This is a genomic window from Aeromicrobium sp., assembly GCF_014378035.1.
Lineage (GTDB): Bacteria > Actinomycetota > Actinomycetes > Propionibacteriales > Nocardioidaceae > Aeromicrobium.
The window spans coordinates 1-3,930 of sequence record NZ_JACMOM010000071.1 but is presented as its reverse complement, the minus strand read 5'-3'; the positions used below and the strand labels follow the sequence as shown (position 1 = coordinate 3,930).

Here is a 3,930-nt window from a genome sequence, read left to right as displayed (position 1 = left end):
CGACCATCGACAAGGATGTCAGCTTCGACCGCTGGCCATCGCCAGCGCTTCGAACGGCACCAGGTGGCCCGCACCCGTCTCGGCGATGTGTGACTGAGCCGCCACGCGGACGAAGTCCGTTCCCACCGCCGTCACCATCCCCTCCTTCGTCGAACCGTCGACGAGGCACAGCCTGACCGCTTCACCCTCGTCTCGCAGGGCCCGCAACACGTGACCCCAGCCGAGTGCGGCCGTGACCGCGGTCGGCACCTCGCCGCGGCTCTCGGAGGAGATGATGCTGAGGACCGCACGACTGCTGATGACGTGGTCGACATGACCGCCCCGCAGTTGCACCACGTGTTCATTGACCAGCACCGTCTCACCATCGACCCGCCCAGCTCCGCGAACGTCCAGTGCGACGTGTCCACCGAGCATCGCCCGCCACGACGTGGCAGCCCACTCACCGTCGCGCAGCTCGTCGATCAGGTCATCACGCTCGGCAAGCTCGACATCGTCCGCCTGAGCCTCCAAATCGGTGAAGAGCCGCTCCCATCGCATAGCGCGCACGGTATCTCAATCGCGTCGTGCGGAACAGTCTCCACAGCCCGACTCCGCCCCCGTTGACACCGGGTCTCCAAAGGGCTTGTCTGTAATCAAACGTAGTCAAACGTCATCAGGGGGCAAGTCCGTGAAGCTTTCCTTTCTCGGTTGGGCCATGGCCATCTTGGCGGCATCAAGCCTGTGGCTGCTGGCACCGCACACCGGTTCCTCGGTCGCCGCCCTGTCGGGCACTGACTTCCCAGCGGGTCTGCTCGCAGCCGGATCGCTGCTGCAGCTGACGCTCTCGGCGTGGGTGACCGCTGTGCTCACGATCTCGACACTGACCGGGCCGTCCACACTGTTTCGAGCCCTCACACCACAGCTGCTTCGCCGGGCCATGTTCGCTGGCACGGTGGGCGCCCTCGCACTCGTACCAGCGCACGCCGACCAGGCATCACCACCGCTCGGCCAGACAAGCTGGCACAGCCTCACCGGCCTACGCCTCCCCGACCGCCCCTCGACGGTTGCGCTGGTGACCACAGACCCGGGCCCGTCCGTCGTCGCCCGCCCCGGCGACAGCCTGTGGGCGATCGCGGCCCGCTCCCTGCCGACCGCCGCGAGCGACATCGAGATCGCCCGTGAGTGCCGCCGTTGGTGGACTGCCAACCGCGACGTCATCGGCGACAACCCTCACCTCATCTTCCCCGCGCAACGTCTCGTTCCACCGTCCGGGAAGGACCCCGCATGAAGACCGCCACCGCCCTGCTCGTCCCCCTCACGCACCCGAGCTTCGGGCGTCCGGTCGAGCCGGCCCCGGGGCAGATCCCCCTGCCGTTCCCCGGCCTCAGACCCGTGCTGCCGGTGCCGATCGAACGCGGAGACTCCGGGCCGCTGCGCGAACGCTCTGCGCGGTTCATGCAGGCGCTCGTCGAGGTGCTGTCCGGCGAGCGCGCGGTACGACAGATGGCGGCGTGGATGGCGCCGGACGTGTACGACCTTCTCACCTCACGACTCGCCGTCCACGCCAGGGTGCCGCTGCGGTTACGCTCCGGCAGCGGCGCACGCATCGTCTCGGTGCACATCTCGATGGTCCACGACGAAGCAGCCGAGATCGCCGGCCGCATGGTGCACCGCGGTCGTTCACGCGCCGTGGCCGTGCGGCTTGAGCTGCAGACGACACACCGCGGTGACCGGGTGTGGCGCTGCACCGCCCTGACCTGGGCTTAGCGACCGACCCGGCCAGGATCGGCCGCGCGGCTCACCTGTTGTTCTTGCGTGACTTGCGCTGCGCCTTCGTCTTCTGACGGGCCTTGTTCTTGGTGTTGGCCTGTCGGCGGAGCTCGGCCTCGGCCGGGTCCTCATCGATCGCGGACTCACCGCGCACCTCTGCCTCGCCGTCCTCGCTGGGGGCCGAGTACGACAACGCCTGCTGCTTCTTCTCGGCGTCGAGTCCCTTGGCGGTGAGCTGACGCTCGTCCTCGGTGTCGGCCTCGTCGACCTGGACTTCCAGGTTGAACAGGAAGCCGACCGACTCCTCCGCAATGCCCTCCATCATGGCGCTGAAGAGGTCGAACCCCTCGCGCTGGTACTCCACGAGCGGGTCGCGCTGGGAGTAGGCCCGCAGACCGATGCCCTCGCGCAGGTAGTCCATCTCATACAGGTGCTCGCGCCACTTGCGGTCGAGCACGCTCAGGACGACACGACGCTCGAGCTCACGCGTGACCTCCTCGCCGAGCTCGGCTTCGCGCTTGTCGTAAGCGGCGAGCGCGTCCTCCTCGACGGCCTGCTGCAGGTGCTCGCGGGAGAGACCCACGCGGCCACCGGTCTCGGACTCAACTCCCTCGATCGTGAGGCTGATCGGGTAGAGAGTTCCCAGCGCGGTCCAGAGCTGCTCGAGCTCCCACTCCTCGGGGAACCCTTCGGTCGCGCCGGTGACGTAGGCAGCGGTGACCTCGCCGATCATGGAGCGCACCCACTCGTGCATGTCTTCACCCTCGAGCACCTGACGACGCTCGGTGTAGATGACCTCGCGCTGGCGGCTCATGACGTCGTCGTACTTCAGGATGTTCTTGCGGGTGTCGAAGTTCTGCGCCTCCACCTGAGCCTGGGCCGACGCGATGGCCCCGGTCACACGCTTGTTCTCGATGGGCACGTCGTCAGGGATCTTCATGGTCTGCAGGACCCAGTTGACCCAGTCGGCCTTGAAAAGCCGCATGAGGTCGTCCTCCAGCGAGAGGTAGAAACGTGTCTCACCGGGGTCACCCTGACGACCCGAGCGGCCTCGCAGCTGGTTGTCGATGCGACGCGACTCGTGGCGCTCGGTGCCGAGCACCATGAGCCCGCCCACCGCGGCAACCTCGTCGTGCTCGGCCGAGACCTGAGCTTCCATCTGCTTGAGCGTCGTGCTCCACTCGGCCTCGTACGCCTCGGAGTCTTCGAGAGGATCGAGGCCCTTGGCGCGCAGGGCGGCGTCGGCCAGGAACTCGACGCTGCCGCCGAGCATGATGTCAGTGCCTCGGCCAGCCATGTTGGTCGCGACAGTGACGGCACCCTTGTGCCCTGCCATCGCCACGATGGCGGCCTCGCGGTCGTGCTGCTTGGCGTTGAGCACCTCGTGCGGGACACCGCGCTGCTTGAGCTGCTTGGAAAGGCGCTCGCTCTTGGCGACGCTGGTCGTGCCGACCAGGATCGGCTGGCCGGCGGCGTGCCTCTCGACGATGTCCTCGACAACGGCATCGAACTTGGCCTGCTCCGTGCGGTAGACCAGGTCGGGCTGGTCGAGCCTGGCGACGACGCGGTTGGTCGGGATCGGGACGACGCCGAGCTTGTAGATCTTGTCGAACTCGGACGCCTCGGTCAGGGCGGTTCCGGTCATGCCACTGAGCTTGTCGTACAGCCGGAAGTAGTTCTGCAGCGTGATCGTGGCGAGCGTCTGGTACTCCTCACGGATGCGGACGCCCTCCTTGGCCTCGATCGCCTGGTGCAGGCCCTCGTTGTAGCGACGTCCGTCGAGGATGCGCCCGGTGTGCTCGTCGACGATGAGCACCTCGCCCTCCATGACGACGTAGTCCTTGTCGGTCTTGAACAGCTCCTTTGCCTTGATGGCGTTGTTCAGGAAGCTGATCAGCGGGGTGTTGACCGCGTCGTAGAGGTTGTCGATGCCGAGCTGGTCCTCGACCTTCTCGATGCCGTCCTCCGTCACCGCGATCGTGCGCTTCTTTTCATCGACCTCGTAGTGATCGTCGATCTTCATGGCACCGACGATCTTGGCGAACTCGCCGTACCACTTGACCTCGTCCTCGGTGGGACCGGAGATGATGAGCGGTGTGCGGGCCTCGTCGATGGGGATCGAGTCGGCCTCGTCGGCGGCGGCGTAGGTGTGCCCGTGCTGGGCGGACTCGGCGGTGTGGT

The 3,930-nt window shown here is 66.9% G+C and carries 4 protein-coding genes; 2 read left to right on the top strand and 2 right to left on the bottom strand.

Annotation, left to right across the window (positions count from 1 at the left end):
- Positions 1-18: 18 nt before the first annotated feature.
- The gene (locus tag H7290_RS03925) at positions 19-546 is read right to left on the bottom strand and encodes a hypothetical protein (RefSeq protein ID WP_290512712.1); all 528 of its coding nucleotides are present in this window, start codon (positions 544-546) and stop codon (positions 19-21) included.
- 121 nt (positions 547-667) lie between these two features.
- On the opposite strand from H7290_RS03925, the gene H7290_RS03920 reads away from it, so the two are divergent.
- Both H7290_RS03920 and H7290_RS03915 read left to right on the top strand, forming a co-directional pair.
- Positions 668-1,267 (top strand): hypothetical protein, encoded by a 600-nt coding sequence (locus H7290_RS03920; RefSeq protein ID WP_290512711.1) that lies wholly within the window; start codon positions 668-670, stop codon positions 1,265-1,267.
- A complete protein-coding gene (locus tag H7290_RS03915) occupies positions 1,264-1,746 on the top strand; it encodes an Rv3235 family protein (RefSeq protein ID WP_290512710.1) in 483 nt (160 codons plus the stop codon). Before H7290_RS03920 ends, H7290_RS03915 begins: the two co-directional genes overlap by 4 nt.
- A 31-nt stretch (positions 1,747-1,777) precedes the next feature.
- Here the strand turns inward: H7290_RS03915 and secA are convergent.
- The coding region (secA, locus tag H7290_RS03910; protein ID WP_290512709.1) for a preprotein translocase subunit SecA at positions 1,778-3,930 on the bottom strand (2,153 nt) is incomplete at its 5' end.